The organism is Enterobacter cloacae complex sp. IR5450 (genome assembly GCF_049238665.1).
GTDB classification, from domain to species: Bacteria; Pseudomonadota; Gammaproteobacteria; order Enterobacterales; family Enterobacteriaceae; genus Enterobacter; species Enterobacter hormaechei_C.
In genome coordinates, this window is record NZ_JBMKIC010000102.1 from 1 (window position 1) to 539 (window position 539).

The following is a 539-nucleotide window of genomic DNA, read 5'->3' on the forward strand; positions in this document are numbered from 1 at the left end:
AGCGGAACATAGCCGCTGCCGATGCTCACGGCATTTTTCGAAGGCGTCCAGAGTTGATTGAGGTAAACGAAAGGCCGCTTTGTCGTTGAAAACGTGCAGGCCCCGGCTGCATTGAAGATGTTGAGGCCGGTGCCCGGTTGCGGCGCCACGCCACTGGCAAAGATGACGATATCTATCGTGCCGGTCGTCGGAGCATCATCGTTGGTGGATGGAGGGCTGAAGAACCTGACCGTGTTGCCATCGAAATCGACGGTGTTACCGCTATTACAGCGTCCAAAGACGATATATTTCGACTTGTCGTACCCCGCTATCGTGGGAACCGACCAGCCGCCCGTGGGAACATTGACGGTCCCCTTCCAGATACACTGCCCTGACTGCGTGGCATTAGTGATCGCCAGGAAGTCAGTGCTGTCATCAATAAGCAGACCTTCTCCCTTACGCTGGCCTGATGGAAATATCTGCCAGATGCTGCCGGGGAACGTGTACGTACTCTCACGCTCACTGATGCTTACATCCTTCATCGTGGAGTTCTGCGTCAC

General features: G+C 55.3%; 1 protein-coding gene. It reads right to left on the reverse strand.

Annotation, left to right across the window (positions count from 1 at the left end; all coding sequences use genetic code 11):
- On the reverse strand, positions 1–521 hold a 521-nt coding region (locus ACOTYB_RS24890), incomplete at its 3' end, for a DUF6453 family protein (RefSeq protein WP_421765928.1).
- Positions 522–539 lie beyond the last annotated feature (18 nt).